Here is a 22,967-nt window from a genome sequence, read left to right as displayed (position 1 = left end):
AATTCCAGAATATCGGAAAATTTAGCTGCCCGTCTTTTCGACCTGGGCATATTCCAACTCGACCGGCGTGGCGCGGCCGAAGATCGAGACCGAAACGCGCAGGCGAGCGTGATCCTGATCGACGCTTTCGACGACGCCGTCGAAGGAGGCAAAGTGTCCGGACGTGATCTTGACCTTCTCACCGATATCGAAGCTGAGGACGGGCTTCGGACGTTCGACCGCGGCGTCGACATTACCGACGATGCGCTGAACTTCCTTTTCCGACACTGGCATGGGCTTGGAGGCCGAGCCGAGGAAACCAGTGACCTTGGGCGTGTTCTTGACCAGGTGGTAAGCGTCGTCAGTCAGTTCCATCTTCACCAGGACATAGCCGGGGAAGAATTTGCGTTCCGAATTGAACTTGCGGCCGCGGCGCACTTCGACGACCTCTTCGGTCGGCACCAGGATTTCCGAGAACTTGTCTTCCAGACCCTGGCTCTTGGCCTGATCGCGCAGAGCCTCGGCGACCTTCTTTTCGAAGTTCGAATAGGCGTGGACGATGTACCACTTGTGGTTCGGGTTGGAAACGACAGGGGATTCGGCGGTTGCAGGATTAGCCATGATTGAAGTCCTATTGGCCGATTTTGGTAATATAGGTGACAACGAAACCGAGACCGGCGTCGACGACGTAGAAGAAGATACCGGCCAGGACAACCATGATCAGGACCATGACGGTGGTGATCCAGGTTTCCTTGCGCGTCGTCCATGTGATACGCTTGGCTTCCTGACGGACTTCGGCGAAGAACTTCATCGGGTTGAACGGCTTCTTCGGCGCTTTCGCCACGGCGGCGGCCGCTGCGGGCGCCTTCACGGGCTCGATCTTGCCGAGCGCCAGCTTGCGCCCCGGTTCAACGGTCTTGGTCTTCGTATCGGGTTTCTTCACCGTCAAAACGCCTGTCTAAGTGTGTGCCGCGGGTCGCGGCTTCCGAACAACAGAAATGAGGCTGGAAAACGAATTTTCAAGCCTTTGCAGAAAGAATGGCAGGGGCAGAGGGACTCGAACCCACGACTTCCGGTTTTGGAGACCGGCGCTCTACCAGCTGAGCTATACCCCTGTAGGTCCCACGGCCTGTCGATTGAGTCTGACATGTCGTGGGAGCCGTGCGGTTTATCAGCGCTTTCGGCAAAGGGCAACAGCTAATCGGCCAAAAAAAATTGTAAGACCTGGTCCGCAGCGCGAATCCTATGGAACGACGAAGGTCGGATCGACGATCGCCCAGAAGGCCGACTTCGGATTACCGGTCTCGTCGAACAGAAGCGGGTGATTCTTGCGCACCACCGGGAAACTGTCGAGCCAGGTATGATTGTCGGCTATGCCCCAGGTGGTCACCGACTTGACCGAAGCGTGCGCGACATAGACGGCATAGAGTTCGCGGTATTTCAGCGCCTGGGCATGCAGGGCCGTGGTCAGGGCAGCGCCGGTGGCTTCGGGCAGACAGCCTGTGCCGCTGAAGCAACTGCCGGGATCGGCATAGAGCGACACGTCCATCTCGGTGATGTGGTTGATCAGCCCCCTCGCCTCAACGGCGGTCAGGGCCGCGTCGACCTCCGAGGCCGCCGGGTAGCCGGTATTGATGTGCATCTGATGACCGACGCCGCCGACCGGGACGCCGCGCGCGATCATACCGTCGAGAATAGTCAGGAGGCGGGCGCGCTTGCCCGGATCCTCGGTGCCATATTCGTTGATAAACAGGGGAATGGTGGGATCGGCGGCGTGAGCGGCATTGAAGGCGTAGTCGATGAAGTCGGGGCCGAATATCTGATACCACTGCGAATTGCGGTAGGTCACGGAGGCGTCGTCACTGGTCACCTCGTTGACAACGTCCCAGGCATAGACCTTGCCCTTGAAATGGTTGACGACGTCGGTGACATAGGTTTCCAGGCGGCCGCGCACCAGGGCCTTATAGGCCGTCATGTCCGTCTGATCGCCGGCGAAGAACCAGGCCGGAGATGTCTGATACCAGTTGAGGGCGTGGCCGCGTACCTCAATGCCGTTGGCCTGGGCGAAGGTGACCAGGGCGTCGGCCTGGGTAAAGTCATAGACGCCTTCGCTGACACCTATCGGATTGGCCTTCATCACGCTCTCGGCGGTGATGGAATTGACGTGTTTCAACAGGATGGCATTGGCGATCGCTTCGGTCGCGACGCCGGGATCGACGGCCATGCCGATCTTGAAATTGGCGGCGAAATGGGTCTTCAGCGCCGGCGCCGTCGACGGGTCCGGCAAGGTGCTGCTGGACGACGAGGACGACGATGACGAGCTGGATGAGGATGAGGAACCGCCTCCCCCCGAAGATCCGCTTCCCCCGCCTCCGCCGCCACAAGCGGCCACCAGCGAGGATGCACCTGCTGCGAGCAGCAGGTTACGACGGTTGAGATTGGACATGACGTTACTCCCAGACACTTTTTATGACGCGATTGCATTCGCGTCTTTGTTTTATTTAACGGCGTTTTTTGACCTCGGTCAAGCGAGGGGCTTTGTTGGCGATGTCGGAGGAAGGGCGCTCAGTGGTGGCCCATGAGCCACCAGGCGACAAAACCTATGACCGGCAAACCGCCCCAGATGACGGCGCGTGTTATAAAGGACGGCAGCCATTTGGCCTTCGGCTGGCCGGTGACACGGACATTCAAGCGATCGTATGAACTGATCTCATTATAGGCGCGGTCGAGGTCCATTTTCTCATTCGCCGTCAGCCACGGACGATTGACGCTGTAATCGCGTACGGCCTCATAGCCCTGGGCCGTTTGACGCGGGGTGAAACCCAGAACCAGACCACCGAAGTTCCATGTCTTGGCCTTAGTTGGCCATTCCAGCTGATAGTCTGTCTTGATCAGGGTGGTGATCCGGCCTTCGCGGACATCGCCGAGGCTATAAGGGAAGCGGCGGCGGCCTTCCGGATCGTCCAGCACATAGTCGAAACCGGATTCCGGACTGAAGAATATCCGCGTGCCGCCGGCCGAATGCCATGGATTGTCGGTGGTGACATGGGTGGTGATGGTGATTTCGTTGAGCGTCCGGTTGTCGATCATCTGCGGGATGGCGCACATGTTCATGCCGTAGATATAGCTGAACAAGGCGCAGCGATCCTCGACATAGGCGGTCAGGCTCTGGTAGCGCAGTTCACGGCGGACACCGTCGGCACGGGCGCCACGATAGATGTAATCGATCTCGATCAGCGTCTCCTGCCCAGCCTTCTTGGGCAGGTGGATGACTTCGCGAACCTCGTAATCGAGCTCCGGTACCTTCTCCATCATGCGGACCAGGTCGGTGCCGGGCTTCAGGATCAGGGCATAACCCAGGTCGTTCTGCGCCAGGTGGTCGAGATCCCCGCCTTGCGCCACGTCGGACGTACCTTCGAACCAGTAGGTCTTGCCATTGTGGAGGCACATGGCGATACAGTGGTTGAAGGCGCCCAGCCGCGGCGGCTGGTTCATCAGGTCGTGGCCGCGCTTGGTGTCGACCAGGGCAGGCCAGGATTCAATACCCATGCGCGTCAGCATGGCCGCGATCATCTTCGACACGTCCTTGCAGTCGCCGATGCGGTCGGTGAAAATCTCTTTCAGGGAACGCGGGACGAAGCCGCCCTCGCCGAAAGAAAAGGCAAAATAACGGATATGCTCCTGGACCCAGCGCACCGTGGCGACGATGCGGTCTGGGGCGTTGTCGTGGGCGGCCTCGATATCGGCAATGACGTCGAGCAAGCCTTGGGGGTAGTCGATATCGCCTTCGAAGCCGGCGCGCATCAGGTCGCCGACGCGCTCCCAACTATCGATACTGGTGGCGAAAAAACCTTTGGAGGGAATGACCCAGCCCGGCATATCGCTTTCGTAGTCGCATTCGCCGACCTTGGCGGCATTGAATTCGATCTCGTTATAGCCGTCATCGAGCTTGGTGACGCGAGGTTCATACCAACCCATGGGAAACGGCTGCATGGTCAGCTTGCGCTCCGGCGGCACCAGCAGGCGGACGTGGCGCTTGTCCCAATAGATGTAGCTTTGCAGCGGCATCGGCATGGTGACTTCGCCCTGGAAACAGGCCGGGTCGCCGGTCATGGTCATGGCCGTGTCGATAATGTCGCCGACGCGGACGTCCGGCAAGGTCACGGCCAGGGTCCAGCGGCCGTCGAGGACCAAGCGCTCGAAGCTGCGTTCGCGGCGCATGACGAAATAACGCTTCTCGACGTCGACCTCGATGACCTCAACGCCGCGCAGGATGCGGATATGGTGGATGCAGAGGTCGTCAAAGAACGGATTGAACGGCAGGGTGACATTGGCCAGATAGTCGAGCGCCGACAGATTGACGACTTCCTCGACCGTGCGGTTATAACGCTGGGGCCTGTTATCGAGCTTGGCCTGGTCGTCGACCAGCCAGGTGTATAGCCCCCACGGCGCTTTGGATTGATCGAGCAGATCGGGACGCTGAAACGGTTGTTCCTTGACCCACGCCGGGGCCGGCGCGAAGGAAATATGCCGTCTGACCTCTTCTTCGAACACGTCCCACCCCTCGACCGTTACCTGACCCTAATCGTTAACATAAGGTTTCGCGGCGCAAAAGGGCGAAAGCGCCACAGGTGAAGACGGAATGATGCGGACACGACAAGGACCGCCGGTATGGGCCGGCGGGCCTTAAGCTTACAGTATGTTTCGGGTTTATTCGCCGACGATGATGTGGCCGGAGCCCATGACCGACTTACTGATATTGCCGGACACCGATTTGACGCGGACATCGCCCGAGCCGACGATGTTGACTTCCAGGTTCTTGACGCCGCCGCCGTGACGGACGTCGCCGGAGCCAGCGATATTGACCTCGAGATTATCGGAATTGCCGCCGGCGACGGCAACATTGCCGGAGCCGCCGATATTGACTTCGATCGGGCCGGTGACCTGATCGACCGAGACGTCGCCGTTACCGCCGATATTGGCTTCGAGGTGATTGACCGTGCCGCCCTTGAAATTGCCGGAACCGCCGATATTGACCTCGGCGTCGCCCGTATTGGCGGCGACGACATCGCCGGAGCCGCCGATGTTGATTTCCGCCTTGCCGGCGACGTTGCCGACCGTCCAGCTGCCGCAACCGCCGTGGTTCAATTCCAGGCTGCTGCTGGCGCCCAACTGGCCGAAGGTGGCGCCGCCGGCTGATACCTTGGCGTCCATCGGCACGCGGATATAGATGGTCGGCAGGTCGGCATTGCCGAGATTGCCGATGCCCATGACGCTGACGCCATTGCCATCCTGGCAATTCAGGTGCTTGCCGCGCAGCTTGCCATCGGCGACGAAGCGGCTGCCTTCGGTGTGAACCATAATGACCGGCAGCTTGTTGCCATTGGCATAGGCGACCTTCAGCTCGACATCGCTGCGGTTTTCAGGGCTGACAATGACCTTGGCAGCGACGTCCTTCAGTTCGACTTCCGTGGCGGCCGAGGCAGCCGAGGCGCCGATCAAGGCCAGGGCGATAGCCGATACCGAGGCGATCAAAAGCATATTCTTCATGGCGCATATTCCCATTTTGCCGTCCCTTAGTCCGGGACCATGGGTGCAGTTTGGCCGTGTGGCCTTGGTATGGCAACTTAAGTTTCTGTCATGAAGTGTTTGTAACGCTGGTTACCGGTGCTTGTTGCCCGTGCGGCCGCGCGGCGGGGGCGGTGTTTTGTTATTGCTGGCCGGAGGCGGCACCGCCGGCTGTTGCACATAGTTTTCAACATAGACACGCGGCTTGAACCAGGAGGGCGCCGCCGGGGGGGCACAGTTCTTGTTCATGCCGACGCCTTTCAGATAGGCGCGGCGCACCTTGCCGGCCTGAATAGCGTTATCCATTTCCTTCTGATGGCGATCGGCACCGGTGACCTGACGGACCAGGCCGCGGAACGGAATGATGCTGCGGGTGGCGTTGCGGACGGCGCCGACGGCGGAATTGTTGGCGAACTGCCGCCCCTTTTCGGTATTGGTGCGTTGGTCAGGCGGTGGCGGTGGCTCGTCGAAATCCTTGCCCAAAAGACTATCCAGCTGACTGACTTCGGCAGCGATAGATTCGCAGTGGTCGAGGCCGGTCAGGTCATAGGGCTTGGTAATGGCGGACTCGAGGATATCCGGAATTTCCTGACGCTTCAGGTTGAAGTCTTCCAGCGGGGCCGTAAAAGCGTCACCCCAGCTGTTGTTCTTGTCGGTGCTGGAACGCATTTCCTGATCGTCGCGTTCCGGTTCGCGGCTGGCGCGATTGTCCTTGGGCGCAGCGCCGGCATCGATGGAATATTGCGGCGAATCGTGCGCGCAGCCGGTCAGGGTCAGGGCCGTCAGGCTCAGACCGGCATAGAGGATACCCACTGCGACCGAGCGTTTTCGCCTTATCGTCACGCATGTCCCCCTTGTCGCCTCAGGCCATAAGCTCATACACCAGCCTCCACCCACTCATCATTTTTAACTGCATTTCCGCGGCATAAAAAAACAATATACAAAATAACCCCTTGAATTCGCCAAGGCGCGCTTGCGAAATCAAAAAATCCCCTCTATGTCGTCTGCACGTTTGATCCACCCTTTTTGCTTCCGGGTCAAGCTATCTGTCTTCGTGAGCGCGTAGCTCAGCCGGCTAGAGCACCTGACTTTTAATCAGGGGGTCCTGGGTTCGAGTCCCAGCGCGCTTACCAAGTCCTCATCTTGCAGGGCTTGCGTGACCATATCATGGCGACAGATAGAGTTTTATTGCGGCAAATGTGACGCGCGTGACGTCAATAGATTGCCGTCCACTCACAAAAATAGAATGAAGTTTGCCGGCGGCTTGACTGGTCCGGTTCAGTTTGCCATGCGCGGCTTGGGCAAGTAGCGACCGTTCTCGAACTTGTCGAACAACAGACCGGTCTGCGGATGACGCAGGGGCTCACCGGTATCGTCCGCGCACAGATTGCCTTCGGAGGCATAGGCGACATAGTGGCTTTCGCCATTGACCGCCAACAGATGGTAAAATGGCTGATGTTTATCCGGGCGTACGGCTTCGGGGATGGCCTGCCACCACTCCTCGGTATTGGAAAACTCGGGATCGACGTCGAAGACGACGCCGCGGAAGTCAAACAGGTTATGTTTGACGACCTGACCGATATCGAACTTGGCGGATCTGTGTTGCGGCATGACTCGGTATTCCTCTGAATCGCATCATGCACCGGGTGCCGTAGCGAAGGCACCGCCCTTCCCCATGCGGTTGTCGAATTTCCTGCTTTTTCACGAGCGGCGATTCTGGTGCATTTTTGTGGCGGCACCTACAGGTTTGAAACTTATCGGGAAACAAAGAAAGCAGTTGGCAGGGCCGTGATCACATCCTAAGGTATCGGCGAAAGGATACCCTGTTCGGGCGTCCACTGACATTAGCGGGGTATGAGCCGATGCAACGGGCTCCCTCAGACGACCGGCGCCCGCAAGGCGCAACAAGACGTGACTCTGGGCGCGATTCCGGTCGCGATTCCACATATGTCTATGCGGCGCTGGATCTCGGCACCAATAATTGCCGATTGATGATCGCCACCTACGCCAATTCGCAATTCAAGATCATCGAAGCCTTTTCGCGCATCGTTCGCCTGGGGGAAGGCCTCAGTCATTCCGGGCAATTGCATGAACGCGCCATGGAACGCGCCCTGAAGGCGCTGAAAATTTGCGCCGAAAAGATCGAAAAGCGCGGCGCGGTAAGGGTTCGCGCCGTGGCGACCCAGGCCTGCCGCATCGCCGGTAATGGCCGCGCCTTCATCGCCCGGGTCGAACGCGAGACGGGCCTGAAACTGACCATCATCACGCCGGAAGAAGAAGCCCACCTGTCGGTTATGGGGTGCGCTTCGCTGCTGGACGGACGCGAGGTGACGCCATCGGCACGCACCGCCCTGGTCATGGATGTCGGCGGCGGGTCGACCGAATTGAGCTGGGTCGATCTCGGAGGCGCCCCGTCCGGTACCGAGACGGCCGGGACCTTGGCCGATGTTCAGGCCAGCGCCCAGCGCACCGCCCTGCATATGGGCCGGCGCATGCCGCGCCCGCGTTACTGGATTTCGCTGCCGGTCGGCGTCGTCAACCTGGCTGAACGCTTCCCGGAGCCGGAGAACGGCGACACCCAGGCCTGGTTCGATTCCATGGTCGAGGACGTCGCTCACAAGATCCGCGGCTTTGCCGATCCCGAACCGCTGCGGCCGCATTTCGACTCCGGCGAGGCCTATATTGTCGGCACATCCGGCGCCATCACCTCGCTGGCCGGCATGCATCTGGGGCTCGAACGCTATGATCGCTCGCAGGTCGACGGTCTGTGGATGAACCAGGATCATTGCCGGACCGTGATCCGCCGTCTGCTCGACCTCGGCCGTTCGGGCCGTGAGTTGGAGCCGTGCATCGGCCGCGACCGCGCCGACCTGGTGCTGGCGGGCGCGGCCATCCTGGAAGCCGTGCAAAAACTGTGGCCGTGCCATAGATTGCGTGTCGCCGACCGCGGCCTGCGCGAAGGCCTGTTATTGTCGATGGCCAAGAAGAAGACCCGGCGCCGGCGGCGCCGCGGCGGACCCAGGCCGGCCATGGCGGCCAGTCCGGCGGAATAGTGCTACGTCTCGTAGCGGCCCAACTTCCGCCTAACCGCAAATGTAAGGCGACGGTGACTGCAATTTCGCGTAAAACTCCGTCACCCCGCATTAGAGGCGCCGCCGATGAAATATCTAATTCCCGCAGTGTTGCTGATGGCGGCCGGTACAGGCGCCCACGCGGAGGACGCGCCGCGCCGCATGACCGCCATGACCTTCATGAAGGGTGTGTGCCGGCATATGACGATGAACGGCGAAGAATTGAAACCGTGCAAGAATGTTGTGGCCAGTTTTACCTATGACGACGGCCGTCAGAGTTTCATCTTCTCCAATGGCAGTCTGACGAGCCAGGACACCCAGATGACGGTTACCTTTTCGGGTAACAGCCATGACGACGTGACTCAGCCGGACGGTTCGGTCACCAGGACCATAGACTTGCTGATCTCGGGCAGTACGCCGCAAAACATGACCGATCATCCGGCGACCGGCACCTGCACCTTCTTCGATCCGGCGGCCGGGGTGGCGAAGATATCCTGCATCGCCAAGACCGACACAGCCGCCTGGACGGGCGAATTTATCACCGATGGCGCCAAGCCGGACGTGATGAAGATACCGTAGAGCATCCAAGGCTTTCACATGAATTTGGCGCATCGCCTTCATGCACAAAAACAGCGGCTGGCGAGATTCGGAGTGGCTGTGGCGCTATTAACGGTAAACCGACGCTCCGAATCTCGGATGGTCAACTTTAAATGGTAGCAAAATAGCGATTTCGCAGGCAGCCAGCATCTCCCCACTCTAAATTTAAACGGTAATTAGTTACTGCTAACAATCAGCCGTTCTCCATTCGGAGTGTCGGTTTTCCTGGAATAGGGCCACGGCTACTCCGAATCACGCGCGCAGCCATACCGGGGCTGACGGCGACGACCTCTACGCGTGCGCTGTTGACAGGTTTCGGAGGCATTATACCGGTATCCACCGGCCTCGACGTTCTATGCCTATTTCGCTGGCGCGGCCGGGGCCGTCGGGTCGACGGACGCCACCGGAGCGGCGAGGTTCTTGCTCGGTACCGTGATGTCGCAGGCCGAGAAGTCAGCGCCCTTGTCCTTGCGGGTCTGATCGATAATGGCCTGGAACTGCGTCGAAGCCGTATCCATGACCTCGATCTGCGGCCGATCGGCTTCGGGCATATCGGCCAGGACCTGGACCTTCAGCATCTTATCGGGATTGACCGCGGGCTCGCCGATCTTGATCTTGCGCACGACATCGAGGCCGCTGATGACCACGCCGACGGCGGTATAGCGCTTTTCGAGGTTCGCATTGGCGCCGCGCATGAAGAAGAACTGACTGTTGGCCGAGTCCGGATCGCTGTCGCGGGCAATGCCGATCACGCCCTGGCAGTAGAGCGGCCAGGCGCTGATCTTGCCGTCGACCGACATGGGCAGCAGTTCGTTGACCTGGCTTTGCACTGGCATGGCGCCGACGAAACCGATCAAAGAGCCCTTGGGACGCGATGCCACCGTCATCGGGAAGCTGGCGTCATGGCGCATGGTGAACTCGCCCTTGACATTGGGCAGGTCTGAACCGCCTTCACCGGTACCCTTGGGGTCGCCAGTCTGATCCATGAAATCTTCGATGACGCGATGGAAAATCAGGCCGTCATAGAAATGTTGATGCGTCAGGGTGAGGAGGCGTTCGGCGTTGGCCGGCGCCATCACCGGGTAGAGCTCGAACACGATCCGGCCCTTGGTGGTGTCGACCACGATGGTGTTGTTGGGGTCTGGGGCGCGATAGCCAGGATCAAGCGCAAATGCAGAGGTCGCGGCCAAAAGGGCCGCCATGGCGCCTGCGAACAGCGCTTGTTTCTTCAATCCTGACATAGTCCGTCCTAATCCCTAACCTAAGCGCAATCCGAAAAGTGGCCCCCACTTTTCGGTTAAATTGCGCGACACCGCAATCATCAAAAGTGAAAAGCGTTTTTTAAACGATTTTTACTTTTGCCAGTAAGCGTTCCGCCACACTGGGAGCCACAAACGGCGCGATATTGCCGCCCAATTGGGCTATTTCTTTGACCAAACGCGACGCTATCGCCTGATGACGCGGGTCGGCCATCAAAAACACCGTCTCCAGATCACGATTAAGCTGTTGATTCATCGCTGTCATCTGAAATTCGTATTCGAAGTCGGCGACGGCGCGCAAACCGCGGATAATGACCCCGGCGCCGACCTCCTGGGCGAAGTGCATCAGGAGGCTGGAAAACGGCAGGACCTCGACGCGATCGCCAAGATAGGCGACCTGTTCGCGGACCATGTCGACGCGCTCATCGATGGTGAACATCGGTGACTTGCCGATATTGCGCGCCACGCCGATCACAAGTTTATCGACCAGTTTGACGGCGCGGCCGATGATGTCGCTGTGGCCATTGGTGATGGGATCGAACGTCCCCGGATACAGGCCTATTCTCATACCAGTTGTCATGCCAGTCATCATGGCCAGCGCCCCCTGTGAGGTGGATCAGGTTTCGTCGCCGCCCGAAGGCGCCGTGTCGACGACCGAGGTATCGGGCGTTGGTGTGTCGGTGTCGTCATCGCCGGAGTCGATGATGCGTTCGACCGAGACGACCTTTTCACCGCCCGAGGTACGGAAGATGGTGACGCCTTGCGTGTTGCGGCTGGCGACACGGACCGTCGTGACATTGGTGCGGATCAGTTGCCCGCCCGAGGTGACCAGCAGCAGGCCGTCATTGATGTCGATCGGGAAGGAGGCGACTAACTGCCCGCCGCGCTTCGACAGGTCGATGGCGACAATCCCCTGCCCGCCCCGTCCGGTTCGGCGGTAGTCGTAGGACGAGGTGCGCTTGCCGAAGCCGGTATCGGCGACCGTCAGAATGAACTCTTCAGCCGCAGCCAGTTCGGTGATGCGCTCTTCGCTCAAGGCTTCGATGTCGCCCACGGCCTCTTCGGCATCCTCTTCGACGGCAACGGTCGCGTCCTCGGACTCGTCGGCGGACGCTGCGGCGCGGCGTTTGGACGCTTCCTTTAGATAGGCGGCACGTTCGGCCGGCGACGCGGCGACGCGGCGCAGGATGGCCATGGAGATAACCTTGTCGTCACCGTTCAACCGAACACCGCGAACGCCGGTCGAGTCGCGGCCCTTGAAGACGCGGACCTCGTCGACGGCAAAGCGGATCGAACGACCGCCGGCGGTCGACAGCAGGACGTCCTGGTCGTCGGTGCAGATGGCCACGCCGACAATGGCGTCGCCGTCTTCCAGCTTCATGGCGATCTTGCCGGCGCGGTTAACATTGACGAAGTCGCTCAGCTTGTTGCGGCGAATATCGCCCGAGCGCGTGGCGAAGATGATGTCCTGACGTTCCCAGGCGGCTTCGTCCTCCGGCAGGGCCAGGATATTGGTGATGGTTTCGCCGCCATCGAGCGGCAGCAGGTTAACGAAGGCCTTGCCCTTGGATTGCGGATTGCCGAGCGGCAGGCGCCAAACCTTGAGTTTATAAGCCTTGCCGGTCGACGAGAAGAACAGCATCGGCTGGTGCGTCGTAGCCGAATAGACGCCGATAATGGCATCCTCGTCCTTCATCGCCATACCGGAACGGCCCTTGCCGCCACGATGCTGCTCGCGATAGGCAGCCAGCGCCGTGCGCTTGACGTAGCCCGAATGGGTGACCGTGATGATCATGTCTTCGCGCGGGATCAGGTCCTCGTCTTCGAGGTCGCCTTCGCCATCGACAATGGTGGTGCGCCGTGGAACGGCATAGAGGTCGCGGACTTCGACCAGTTCCTCGCGCACGATCGCCATGATGCGTTCGCGCGAACCGAGGATGGCGAGATAGCCGGCGATGGCGTCAGCCAGGGCGCGGGCTTCGCTGCCGATTTCGTCGCGACCGAGGCCGGTCAAACGGGACAGGGTGAGCGCAAGGATGGCGCGGGCCTGTTCGTCGGTCAGGCGGACATTGGCGTCTTCGAGGACGATCGAACGCGGGTCGGCGATCAGGTCGATCAGGGGCGCCATGTCGCCCGACGGCCAAACGCGGCCGCACAAACGTTCGCGCGCTTCCGCCGGGTCGGCCGAGGAGCGGATAATATGGATGACTTCGTCGATATTGGCGACGGCAATGGTCAGGCCGACCAGGACGTGGCCGCGGTCGCGCGCCTTGTTCAGTTCGAATCGCGTGCGGCGGACGACGACTTCTTCGCGGAAATCGAGGAAGATGTCGAGCAGCTTGCGCAGGCCCATCTGCTGCGGCCGGCCGTGGTTGAGGGCCAGCATGTTAACGCCGAAGCTGGATTGCAGGGCCGTGTAACGATAGAGCTGGTTCAGGAGGACGTCGCCCGAGGCTTCGCGCTTGAGCTCAACGACGATGCGCATGCCCTGGCGGTCGGATTCGTCTCGGATGTCGGAAATGCCTTCGATGCGCTTCTCGCGCACCATGTCGGCAATATATTCGATCAGCGAGACCTTGTTCACCTGATACGGGATCTCGGTGATGACGATGGCTTCGCGGTCCTTGCGGATGGTTTCGACGCTGGCCTTGCCGCGCGTCACGACCGAGCCGCGGCCGGTCAGCAAGGCTTGACGGGCGCCGGAACGGCCGAGGATCTCGCCGCCGGTTGGATAATCCGGCCCGGGGACGATATCGAGCAGTTCTTCCAAGGTCACATGCGGATTGTCGAGCAGGGCGACGCAGGCATCGATGACTTCGCCGAGATTATGCGGCGGAATATTGGTCGCCATGCCGACGGCGATACCGCCGGCGCCATTGACCAAGAGGTTCGGAATACGCGACGGCAGGACGGTCGGTTCGTCTTCCTTGCCGTCGTAGTTGGGCTGGAAGTCGACCGTGTTCTTGTCGATATCGGCCAGCAGCGACATGGCCGGCTTCGAGAGACGCGATTCGGTATAACGCATGGCGGCCGGAGCGTCGCCGTCGACCGAACCGAAATTGCCCTGGCCGTCGACCAGCAGCATACCCATCGAGAAGGGCTGCGCCATACGGACAAGGGAGTTATAGATCGCCAGATCGCCGTGCGGGTGATACTTACCCATGACGTCGCCGACGATACGCGAACATTTGACGTAGGACCGGTCGGGCGTATGCCCTTCCTTATGCATCGAATACATGATGCGGCGGTGAACGGGCTTCAGGCCGTCGCGGGCGTCCGGCAAGGCGCGCGAGACGATGACGCTCATGGCGTAGTCGAGATAGGAACGCTTCAGTTCGTCTTCGATGGTGACGGTACTGATGCCGGGCAGCATACCCCCGCCGCCACCGCGCGGGGCTTCGCCGTCATTACCCAAATCGTCGTCCGAAGTGATATCGCTCATCTATGTCTACTTGTTACCGTTTTACCTGTTTTCCCCTCTGACCCGGCTTGGGCAGAGAGTGGCAGACCAAAGCCCGCGAAGGGTGGCCTGCCGGGTGGCGGGACTTAAGTCCGCCGCCCCCGCCAAAGCTCGGATAGTCTTAGAACGGGATTTCATCGTCCAGGTCGAAGTTTTGCGGCGCGCCCTGCGGCTTGGCCTTGGGGCCGCTGGAGGCCGGAGCGCCGCCGTAGGAATCTTCATATTGGTCGTAACCGCCGCCGCCCGACGAGGCACCGCCGCCATCGCCGCGACCGCCCAGCAGGGTCAGGTTACCGTTGAACTTTTGCAGCACGACTTCGGTCGAATACTTTTCGACGCCGGCATTGTCGGTCCACTTGCGCGTTTGCAGGCTGCCTTCGAGATAGACCGAAGAGCCCTTCTTCAGATACTGCTCGGCGATCTTGGCCAGATTGTCGTTGAAGATGACGACGCGGTGCCACTCGGTCTTTTCCTTGCGTTCGCCGCTCATCTTGTCGCGCCATGATTCTGACGTCGCGATCGTCAGGTTGGCGACGCGGTCGCCCGAGGCGAGCGTACGGATTTCCGGGTCCTTGCCGAGATTACCGACCAGAATGACCTTATTGACACTGCCTGCCATCGAAACACCTTTTGTTTTTCTGTCGCACGATCGCTCTCACGCGTGCGCGCGCGAATCTAAAGAAACGACTTTAGAAGCTTTACGCGCGCAAGCCAAGCTTAGCGCCCCGCTCGTCCACAGTTTGTTAACGCTTTAGGGCTTGGTGGGCAGGTTCTTGGGGATCTCGACGGTCTGCGGGCCGGTCGGTGCGTCGTCTTCCTGGACGATCGAGCCCGGCGCCACCAGACGGCCGTCCGGCGCTTTTACCAACAACGGGAATGGCGGATCCTCGTAGCGCTGGGCGAAATAGACTTCGGTATTTTCGACGAACAGGAAGCTGCCGCCATAGCTGCCTTCCGTCTGCTCGCCGGCCGTACCGGTCTTGAGCATGTCCATGCGCAGATTATAGAGGTGAACGGCGCAATGTTCGATGTCCGGATCGTCCTTGGCGACGACGTTGAACTTGAGTTCACCGCCGGCGGGATGGCCGATAAAATAGCAGACATTGGGCTCCATCGGCGGCTTGACGTGCTTGACGCAACCGCCCAGCGCCACGGCCGTTCCGGCCAGTCCCATCAGCAAGAGTGCGTTCAAACGCATGGTCATATCCTTATTGCAGCCGCCCTGTTTGGAACGGGATTTAATCATGAACCGTGTGCGGGGGGAAGGCAGAAAGGCTGGCTTCGGTTTTTAACGCACCAAAGGCACGGAACAGCCCTGGCCCTGATCGACCAGCGGACGGAAATTGGTGTTATCGTCCGATTGTTCGACCCGGCGCGGCACCAGGCGCAGGGTCTTGCCACCCCAGCGGCCGTAGGAGGCCGAGCCGGGCGAGACACAACGGCCATCGTACAGCAGCACGACGCACTGGCCGAGCGTCAGGCTGTCCGACAGCTTGTTCCAGGTATTGCTGTTGTAGCGCAGGCAGGCCGCGGTCGGGCCGGAGACCGGGCGGGCGTCAGGGACGATTTCGGCGGTTTGATCCGGCACGGGCGCTTTGGTGTCGGGCGCCACCGTGCTGGCCGGAGCGCCGGGCACGGGCACGAGTGACGCCGTCGGCGCCGCGGTCAGATTACCGCTGTCGTCGACGCCGACATCGAGTTTTTGCGCCGCGACGCCGTTTTTCTTGGCGCAATCGCCCAGGGTCAGGTCGCCGACATAGGCTCCATCGACATAGCAACGCAAAGGCTTCTTGGCGTCGAGCGACGACACCGACTCGCTGACATTGAAGGTCAGGCCGGTCGGCAGGTCGTTCATCTTCTTTTCGTCTTTGTGGCCGCGCGACATGAAGACCGCCAATGCGATCCCAACACCGATTGCGACAGCCGCCCCGATGGCGACGCCGATCCAGCGCTTGTTGTCTTTTACGGCCATGGTTTCCCCCTTCGACGGGCTCAAGTCTTGGCGACGGGCTCAAGTCTTGTGGGGAAGTCTTAACCACAAATCGTGGCCATGCAAAGGCCTCAGATTGTGGCGATGCGGTTTTTTAGGCGCCGTTACCCGGAAAGCCCAAAGCTGGCCTTATGCGCCGCCCGTCAGACGACTGAGCGCCGCCTGGTAATTGGCGATCTGGTCGGTGAGATAGGCCGGCGCCTGGCCGGACGTGTTACCCTTTTTGTCCTTGGACGTGTCCTGCGGATCGCCGTATTTCAGGTAGTTATAGACCTTCTGGACGTTCTTCATCGTCTTTTGCAGCGAATCCATGGCCGATTTGATATTGGCGTCGGAATTGAGATTCAGCGCCGGATCGAAGCTCAAACCCATCGGCTTTTGCGTCTTTTGATAGTTGGATGTCGAGGCGTCGATGATCTTGGTGGCGTCCGACGATACCAGGCCGGCGTCGAGGCCCAGTCCAGCCAAGGCGTCCTTGCCGGCCGGACCGGCGACGAATTCCATCTTGCTGGTGCCGTTGGATGGCTTGATGTCCAGCTGATTCAGTTGTTTACCCAGGACCTTGCTGACGTCGACCTTCAGCTTGTAGCTCGACGCGCGGACGATCTTCTTGGCCAGGCTGTCCATGGTGTCGGTGGCTTCGATGGTGATGGTCTTTTTCGCGCCGGTGCCGGGGTCAACCAAGGAGAACTGGTCGCCGACACGGACGCTGGTGCCCGAGGTCAGGAGGTTCGAATCGGTCGTCATGATCTTGCCTTGCGGCAGGCCGAGACGGTCGAGGACGCTGGACGAACCTTTCGACACGGCAATGGCGTTGGGCGACACCACGCCGTCCGTGCCGGTATAGCGCGTCTGATATTCCGTCGCGCCGGTATCGATATTGACACGCGCCAGGAAGGCGTCGTCCTTTTGCAGCTTGGTCGTGCCCGTGATGTCGCCGGTGGTTTGACCGGATATCCATGCTTTGCCGTCGGAGAATTTCACCTGGGCGTTCTTTTCGATACCGGTGCCACCGTAATAGGCGACCTTGTCGCTGGCCGTCTTGGTCAGGTCGGTATCGACCGACATGGCAAAGGCGTCATAGGCGCCGGAATAGGCATGGGTGACCGCGCCGGCGCTGAGCAGATTGCCCGAACCGCTGCTGCCGCCGACATAGACCTTGCCGTTATAGACTTCGAGACCGCTGATATTACCGCCGCCGATCCCACCCAGGTTACGGCTGGCCGACAGGACGGGTTTGCCGGAGCTGACATCGTAGGATTTCAGGACGGCTTCGTTGTTTTCGATCGAGGCGACGTAAAGCGTGTTGCCGCTGACCGCCATTTGCGACGTCGCGTCGGTTTGAGCCGTGCCGCCCTGCTGGGTAAAGGTCGACTTGCCGGTGGCGTCGAAGCCCATGACATAGCTGTCCCAGCCGCCGACCTGTTTGTCGGTCGCGCCGGTCATTTGCGACATGGTGCGGCCGCCAACATAGACAGAGCCATCGGTGCCGAATGTGACGGAGGTCGCTTCGTCGGCCAGGGAACCGCCGCGGCGTTGCGTCCATTGTTCGACGCCGGCGGAATCGAAGACGGTGACGAAGCTGTCGGACTTCGCGTTATCGACACCGTTGAGATTGGTCGTCTCGGTCGAGGTCGTCGTCGTGGCATTGACGCCGGTGCCGATCGTCTTGACCGTGGTCTTGCTGATATCCAGGGCGCCGGTGACGGAACCGGTGATGGCGACCTTGCCGTCGCTCGACACGGCCATATTGTAGCCGGAAGCGGTGTCGGCGGCGCCGAGCGTACGGGTAAAGACCAGTTTGCCGGCGGAGTCGTACTTCATCAGGGCGACGTCCTGACTGCCCTTGATATCCTGGCCCGAGGTCGACCCTTCGATATCGGCCAGGACATAGACCGAGCCGTCTGGACCGGACACCGTCTGGCGGACATTTTTCACAGTATCCGGCAGGGCTTCCTGTTGGGATTCGCCGGCTGCCCAATATTTGTCGCCGACCTTGGAAATGGCGGGATCGAGCGCCGTGCCCGTGGCGGTGACGTCGGTCTGGAACTTCATCAGTTGCGACGACACGCCGGCGCCGGTGGTCGTGACCGTCTTGGTCTTGTCTTTCGGATCGCGGGTGGTGACCTTCTTGTCCGGATCGCCGGTCGTTTGCACGACAAAGACGGCGTCGGCGGTCGACGGCGCGCTGAAGGTCAGGGATTCGGTAGTGACGCCTTTGATTTGCAGGCCGAAGCTGTCGACGCCCTTCGAGGTGGTGATGGTCTTGCCGCCGGCGACCATGGTCGTGGGAACGGCCGGCGTGCGGTTGACAACGAATTTCGACTGCAGCCCCTGCTCTTTCAGCTTCGAATTGATGAAGCTGACGACATTGGACATGCTGCGGGTCTGGGTGCCCATTTGCGACAGGTCGATATCGACATTGAACGGCGTGGCGGTACCGATCTTCTTGACCGAAACGGCGAATTTCACGTCGCCTTCGAAGGCCTTGACCGAGGTGTCGGCCGTGCCGGTATGGATGGCGGGGCCGGTATAGGTGGTGTCCGTGCGGGCGACGCCGACCGTGTTCTTCAGTTCCTGGGTCAGGGTGCCTTCGGTCAGCGAGACGTGATCGAATTTAGTGTCACTGATATAGGAGCCTACCTCGGCCATGCCCGCGGCAAAGCGGCGTTTGACGGCGGCCATGGCAATGTCGCTGAGGTGCGTGTCCTGGGCCTTGGTCGCCAGGCCTTCCAGGGCGTTGAGGCCCTGATACAGGGTGAACAGCTTGGTGTAGTCGGGCGAAGCCCCGGTGACATTGGAGACAATGGCGTTGGGATTGATGAAGTGCTGACCGCCCAGGACCTTGGTGACCAGGTCGTTTTCCTGCAACATGCCGGAACTGTAACCCCAGGGCGCTTTGGGGGCGACCGTGGCGCCGGTGGGCGAGTAGGTTTTGGTCGCGGCCGCCAGGGCCGACGAGCCGGAATCCGTCCCCGAACCCGAGCTGATACCCAGCTTCGAATTATAGTAGCTCGTCAGCAATGATGAATCGAACGAGATCAAGTGAACGGGAACTCTTCTGAGTGATGACAGTTATCGTCTCTCAGTATGGCGCAACAATCCTTAAGAAGCGTAAACTTTTATAGGTTTACGGCTGTTAAGGCCGCGCACGGCAAGGTTTGCCTTCTCCAGCTCAATCGCCGCATGGCTCCTCGCAACAGCTCGGGCGGGCACTTGCCCGCTGCCAACGGCCCATGATATCTCATCGGCCGTTGGTTTAGCCTTGTTCTATTTAGCCCTGGGGCTTGAGTTTCCGGTTGAAGAAGTCGAGTTGCATGCGGAACCGTTGCAGGCCGCGCTCATTGCCCTTCAGACCGTGGCGCTCGCCGGGATAGAGCATCAGTTCAAACGGTATCGACTTCTTCTGCAGGGCCAGCATGACGCGCGTCGAATTGGCCAACTGGACGTTGTCGTCGGCCATGCCCTGCATCAGCAGCAGGGAGCCAGGCTTCAGATTGTCGAGGCGGTTGAGCACGTCGGAATTGGCGTAACCGGTCGGGTTGCCGTCCGGGGTCGACATGTAGCGTTCGGTATAGGCCGTATCGTAAAGCGCCCATTGGGTCGGCGGCGCGCCGGCGTTACCGGCGGCAAACGGTGAATCCTTGGCTGTCAGCGACATCAAAGTAACAAAGCCGCCCTGGCTCCAGCCCATCATGCCGATATGGGCTGCGTCGACATAGGGCAAGGTTTGCAGCCACTTGCCGGCCATGACCTGGTCGTCGATGTCGGGACCGCCGAATTGTTTGTAGATGGCGCGGCTGAATTTGACGCTGCGGCCGGGCGTGCCGCGGTTGTCGAGCGAAAAGACGATATAGCCGGCTTCCTGCCACAGGCGCGTCGCTGGCGTCACCCAGTTGCGCTTGACGGTCGCCGAGGCCGGCCCGCCATAAATGGAGACGATGACGGGGTATTTTTTGGCCGGATCGAAGCCCCTCGGCTTGAGCATGAAGTATTCGAGTTTTTCGCCGTCGGCCGCGGTCAATTCGCCGAATTCCGGCGCGCTGTATTCGTCCTTATACGGGAAATAAGGGTGCGAGGCGTCGAGCTTGTTTTCCTCGATCCAGCGCAGGCGTTGGCCCTTGCCGTCGTACAGCGCGGTTTGCGGCGGTGTCGCCGGGTCGGAATAGCTGCCGATAAAGGCGCTGCCGCCGCCGGAAACGGCCGTCGTCCACCAGCCGCCGGCAGGCGTCAAGGCGACGGGTTCGCCGGCCGTCTTGAAGCTGACCTTGTAAAGGTTGTGCTCGAGCGGGGTGTCCTTGGAGGCTTCGAAATAGAGTTCGCCGGTCTTTTCGTTGACATCCTTCAAGGCATCGACCGGCCAGTCCCCGTGCGTCACCTGGCGGATCAGCTTGCCGTCGGCGCCGTAATAATAGAAGTGCTTGTTGCCGTCGCGTTCGGACGACCAGATGAAGCTGCCGTCGGAGAGCAGTTTGAAATCGAGGTTGAGCTCGACCCAGGTGTCCGAAGTTTCGCTGAGCAGGATCTTCGATGCGCCGGTGGCCGGATCGACCTGCAACAGGTCGAGGGTCTTTTGGTCGCGGCTGAGGCGTTGCACGTAAAGGGTTTTGCCGTCGGGCGACCAGTTGACGCGAGCCAGGTAGATGTCGGGATTGGCGCCGAGATCGACCTTAACCGGATCTCCGCCGGCGAGGCTTTTGACGTAGAGCTCCACGACGGCATTGGCCTTACCGGCGAAGGGATAGCGTTGGTGGACGATATTGACGCCCTCACCGCCGATTTCGACGCGTTCGGCGATGGGGACATTGCTTTCGTCGAACTTTTCGTAGGCGATCTGGCCGCCCTTCGGGTTCCACCAATAGCCGGTATAGCGGTCCATCTCTTCCTGGGCGATGAATTCGGCGGTGGCGTAGGAGACCGTGTCGGCGCCCTTTGGCGACAATTGCGTTTCGCTGCCGGACTTGATGTCCTGCAGATAGAGCGTCTGGTCGCGGACATAGGCGACGGCATCGCCGGATGGCGACAGCTTGGCGTCGACCTCGTCGCCCGGGGTGTCGGTGATGCGCTTGATGGCCTTGGTGGTGCGGTCGACCAGATAGACGTCGCCGTCCAGCGGCACCAGGATCGACTGGCTGTTGTCGGACCAGCCATAGTCGACGACGCCGCGGGCCGAGACGCGCATGCGCTCGCGGCGCGACTTTTCGGCTTCTGACAGGGCCTTGTCGGACGAGGACAGGCTGTTGGCATCGACCAGGACATAAGGCTCGCCGCCCTTGACCGGGACGGCCCACAGGTCCTGGATGTCGTGATTGTCGGTCTTGGGCTTCAGGAAGGTCAAGAGCGTGCCGTCAGGCGACAGCTTGGCGCCGACGGCCTTTGGGCCGGACAGGTCCGGGTCGGCGAAAACGCGCTCTGGCGTGAGGGGAGTCGTTTGCGCAATAGCCATCGTCGTCATCAGGAAGGAGCCCAGCAGCATAAGAGGAAGTCGAGTGAATTTCATGAGGGGCGCCCCTGTTATAATATAGTGGACGCTAGCCCGCGGCTTGGCTACGCGTCAAGCCTGTTGCGCGTGTAACCATCAATCTGCCCATAGGCCGTCGTTTTTCAACGGACGGAGTTCGTTTTCCAGGCCGGCGTCGATCAGCAGTTCGCGCGCCTTGGCGAAGTGTTCGTCGCTGACCATGACGCGCTTGGGGAACATGCCGATCGAGCCCTCGGCGGCGCTCATGGCCTGGTCGGCGATGAAATAGTGGATATCGAGCTCCTTGAGCAGGGATTCGACGAAGGAGATCAGGGCCGGGTTATTGGTGCGGATCAGGTCTTTCATGGCGGGACCTTAGCCGGATGGCAGGCAATAAAAAAGGTCCCCCGTTGGAAAAGAGACCTTTTCTGAAATGCGTAGCGTTAAAGGTTTACAGTATGGCTTTCAGTATAGCTCTTTGAAAACAAGGCTATATTGATTGGCGCGAAGGCGGGTGTCTATTGCCTATATAGGCCGGATCGCGACCCAATTATCCTCACGCACGATCGGTCCAGGTCAACCGTATCCATGACAATCGGCACCGATGGCGTGATTTGACGGGATATAAATGATGTCGATGACGTCACAGCCGCCGTCTAAAATGCCGGGTAGCTTGTCATAGGCGACGATATGAGTCCCAGACGCGTAGTGTTCGCCCGGCCATAGCTTCACATATTCACCATATACGATGCCTTTGTCTTGAGCGTAGTAACGCCCGTAGGCGCCTATGTCGCTCGCGCCTTCCGGCATTTTTGCGTGCGCTTCGATATAGGTTACGGCGTCAGCCATGTCGCTATCGCTCAAGGCCTTGCCTTCGTATTGCGACAGAGATGACGAGCCCTGCCCATGGGATGGCAGGCAGAAAATGAGACCGATGAGTGATGCCAAGATAGTTGCCGCGTGTTTCATGGTGCCTCCATGAGTGAGCCTAACACAAGTCACCGAGAAGGTCTAAGGCCAGGGGTCGCAGACCCCTGGACCCCATAACCGAAGGGCGATTAAGCAATAGTCTGAAATACTAAAAACCCTTCGGCCCCAAAAGGCCGAAGGGTTTTTAGTATTTCAGACTGTGTCTCAAACACCGTCGCGTTTCGGGGTCGAGGGGCCCGAGGCCCCTCGCCTTCAAACTACTCGACGATCTTGGCCACAACGCCGGCGCCGACGGTACGGCCGCCTTCACGAATAGCGAAACGCAGCTTTTCTTCCATGGCGATCGGGGTGATCAGTTCCACGTCAAGCTCGGCGTTATCGCCCGGCATGATCATTTCCACGCCTTCGCGCAGGCGGATGATGCCTGTCACGTCGGTGGTGCGGAAGTAGAATTGCGGACGGTAGTTGGTGAAGAACGGCGTATGGCGGCCGCCTTCTTCCTTGGTCAGGATGTAGGCTTCGGCCACGAACTTGGTGTGCGGCGTGATCGAGCCGGGCTTGCACAGAACTTGGCCGCGCTCGACGTCTTCACGCTTGGTGCCGCGCAGCAGAACGCCGACGTTGTCACCGGCTTGACCTCACCGGCTTGACC

19 protein-coding genes, 2 tRNA genes and 1 pseudogene are annotated in these 22,967 nt (G+C 60.2%); 3 read left to right on the top strand and 19 right to left on the bottom strand.

Annotation, left to right across the window (positions count from 1 at the left end; genetic code table 11):
• Positions 1-21: 21 nt before the first annotated feature.
• From nusG to AC1DX3_RS00080, 7 genes are all read right to left on the bottom strand, one after another.
• The gene (gene nusG / locus AC1DX3_RS00110; RefSeq protein ID WP_476987191.1) at positions 22-600 is read right to left on the bottom strand and encodes a transcription termination/antitermination protein NusG; all 579 of its coding nucleotides are present in this window, start codon (positions 598-600) and stop codon (positions 22-24) included.
• Positions 601-610: 10 nt separating this feature from the next.
• A complete protein-coding gene (secE, locus tag AC1DX3_RS00105) occupies positions 611-922 on the bottom strand; it encodes a preprotein translocase subunit SecE (RefSeq protein WP_476987190.1) in 312 nt (103 codons plus the stop codon).
• 96 nt (positions 923-1,018) lie between these two features.
• A tRNA-Trp gene (locus AC1DX3_RS00100) sits at positions 1,019-1,094 on the bottom strand.
• Positions 1,095-1,222: 128 nt separating this feature from the next.
• A complete protein-coding gene (locus AC1DX3_RS00095) occupies positions 1,223-2,425 on the bottom strand; it encodes an endo-1,4-beta-xylanase (RefSeq protein WP_476987189.1) in 1,203 nt (400 codons plus the stop codon).
• Between the two features lie 119 nt (positions 2,426-2,544).
• Complete coding sequence (locus AC1DX3_RS00090) at positions 2,545-4,533, bottom strand: DUF3857 domain-containing protein (protein ID WP_476987188.1); 1,989 nt, start codon at positions 4,531-4,533, stop codon at positions 2,545-2,547.
• Between the two features lie 156 nt (positions 4,534-4,689).
• Complete coding sequence (locus tag AC1DX3_RS00085; protein WP_476987187.1) at positions 4,690-5,529, bottom strand: GIN domain-containing protein; 840 nt, start codon at positions 5,527-5,529, stop codon at positions 4,690-4,692.
• Between the two features lie 111 nt (positions 5,530-5,640).
• Positions 5,641-6,390 (bottom strand): hypothetical protein, encoded by a 750-nt coding sequence (locus tag AC1DX3_RS00080; RefSeq protein ID WP_476987186.1) that lies wholly within the window; start codon positions 6,388-6,390, stop codon positions 5,641-5,643.
• A 213-nt stretch (positions 6,391-6,603) separates the two neighbouring features.
• On the opposite strand from AC1DX3_RS00080, the gene AC1DX3_RS00075 reads away from it, so the two are divergent.
• Positions 6,604-6,680, top strand: a tRNA-Lys gene (locus tag AC1DX3_RS00075).
• A 145-nt stretch (positions 6,681-6,825) separates the two neighbouring features.
• On the opposite strand, the gene hspQ is transcribed toward AC1DX3_RS00075, so the two are convergent.
• Complete coding sequence (hspQ, locus tag AC1DX3_RS00070; protein WP_476987185.1) at positions 6,826-7,158, bottom strand: heat shock protein HspQ; 333 nt, start codon at positions 7,156-7,158, stop codon at positions 6,826-6,828.
• A gap of 251 nt (positions 7,159-7,409) precedes the next feature.
• On the opposite strand from hspQ, the gene AC1DX3_RS00065 reads away from it, so the two are divergent.
• The gene (locus AC1DX3_RS00065) at positions 7,410-8,600 is read left to right on the top strand and encodes a Ppx/GppA phosphatase family protein (RefSeq protein ID WP_476987184.1); all 1,191 of its coding nucleotides are present in this window, start codon (positions 7,410-7,412) and stop codon (positions 8,598-8,600) included.
• A 105-nt stretch (positions 8,601-8,705) separates the two neighbouring features.
• Complete coding sequence (locus AC1DX3_RS00060) at positions 8,706-9,197, top strand: hypothetical protein (RefSeq protein WP_476987183.1); 492 nt, start codon at positions 8,706-8,708, stop codon at positions 9,195-9,197.
• 377 nt (positions 9,198-9,574) lie between these two features.
• Here the strand turns inward: AC1DX3_RS00060 and AC1DX3_RS00055 are convergent, their stop codons facing one another.
• From AC1DX3_RS00055 to AC1DX3_RS00005, 11 genes and pseudogenes are all read right to left on the bottom strand, one after another.
• Positions 9,575-10,456 carry a peptidylprolyl isomerase gene (locus AC1DX3_RS00055; protein WP_476987182.1) on the bottom strand — a complete coding sequence of 294 codons (882 nt, stop codon included), beginning with the start codon at positions 10,454-10,456 and terminating at the stop codon, positions 9,575-9,577.
• A 100-nt stretch (positions 10,457-10,556) separates the two neighbouring features.
• On the bottom strand, positions 10,557-11,042 hold the full coding sequence (gene coaD, locus AC1DX3_RS00050; protein WP_476987181.1) for a pantetheine-phosphate adenylyltransferase: 486 nt from the start codon (positions 11,040-11,042) through the stop codon (positions 10,557-10,559).
• 48 nt (positions 11,043-11,090) lie between these two features.
• Positions 11,091-13,847, bottom strand: coding sequence for a DNA gyrase subunit A (gyrA, locus tag AC1DX3_RS00045; RefSeq protein WP_476988017.1), 2,757 nt, complete (start codon positions 13,845-13,847; stop codon positions 11,091-11,093).
• Positions 13,848-14,055: 208 nt separating this feature from the next.
• Complete coding sequence (ssb, locus tag AC1DX3_RS00040) at positions 14,056-14,553, bottom strand: single-stranded DNA-binding protein (RefSeq protein ID WP_476987180.1); 498 nt, start codon at positions 14,551-14,553, stop codon at positions 14,056-14,058.
• 132 nt (positions 14,554-14,685) lie between these two features.
• Positions 14,686-15,132, bottom strand: a complete 447-nt coding sequence (locus AC1DX3_RS00035) for a hypothetical protein (RefSeq protein WP_476987179.1) — start codon at positions 15,130-15,132, stop codon at positions 14,686-14,688.
• Between the two features lie 90 nt (positions 15,133-15,222).
• Complete coding sequence (locus AC1DX3_RS00030; RefSeq protein WP_476987178.1) at positions 15,223-15,906, bottom strand: hypothetical protein; 684 nt, start codon at positions 15,904-15,906, stop codon at positions 15,223-15,225.
• Positions 15,907-16,053: 147 nt separating this feature from the next.
• Positions 16,054-18,969, bottom strand: a complete 2,916-nt coding sequence (locus tag AC1DX3_RS00025; RefSeq protein WP_476987177.1) for a transcriptional regulator — start codon at positions 18,967-18,969, stop codon at positions 16,054-16,056.
• A gap of 229 nt (positions 18,970-19,198) precedes the next feature.
• Complete coding sequence (locus AC1DX3_RS00020) at positions 19,199-21,424, bottom strand: S9 family peptidase (RefSeq protein WP_476987176.1); 2,226 nt, start codon at positions 21,422-21,424, stop codon at positions 19,199-19,201.
• Positions 21,425-21,502: 78 nt separating this feature from the next.
• On the bottom strand, positions 21,503-21,751 hold the full coding sequence (locus AC1DX3_RS00015; RefSeq protein ID WP_476987175.1) for a putative signal transducing protein: 249 nt from the start codon (positions 21,749-21,751) through the stop codon (positions 21,503-21,505).
• A 210-nt stretch (positions 21,752-21,961) separates the two neighbouring features.
• The gene (locus AC1DX3_RS00010) at positions 21,962-22,354 is read right to left on the bottom strand and encodes a hypothetical protein (protein ID WP_476987174.1); all 393 of its coding nucleotides are present in this window, start codon (positions 22,352-22,354) and stop codon (positions 21,962-21,964) included.
• 218 nt (positions 22,355-22,572) lie between these two features.
• Positions 22,573-22,953 (bottom strand): annotated as a pseudogene (locus AC1DX3_RS00005) (EF-Tu C-terminal domain-related protein); the annotation flags it as partial.
• Positions 22,954-22,967: the final 14 nt, after the last annotated feature.

Source organism: Asticcacaulis sp. P2_B1 (assembly GCF_056404915.1).
Note: the sequence above shows the minus strand (reverse complement) of the source record. Positions and strands in the feature narration are given on the sequence as shown.